The 248-nt window shown below is 54.0% G+C and carries 1 protein-coding gene; it reads right to left on the bottom strand.

Annotated elements, in window-relative coordinates; translation table 11 throughout:
* A partial coding sequence (locus AC3A5K_RS16970) for a hypothetical protein (protein ID WP_487618737.1) occupies positions 1-248 on the bottom strand: 248 nt, incomplete at both ends.

Genomic DNA, 248 nt, shown 5'->3' on the forward strand with positions numbered 1-248 from the left:
TTCCTTTTTGGCCGGTCAAAAAGGAACTCGCACGCGTCAGCGTGCGAAAGCCGTGCAATTGATCCATCGCTCTGCTTCTGCTTTCGTTCTGAGTCGAGCTTGAGATCGAGTCCGGAATCGAATCTGGAATCGGATTCCGCGCCAGGTGTTCGCTGTTGAGCGAGATCAACGTTCTTGCGAAGGACAGGGCTTCCGCGCTGTCGCGCGGCTTACTTTTGTCTTGCCAAAAGTAAGCAAAAACGCCGTCG

It is taken from the genome of Luteimonas sp. Soil_C_5 (genome assembly GCF_057656615.1).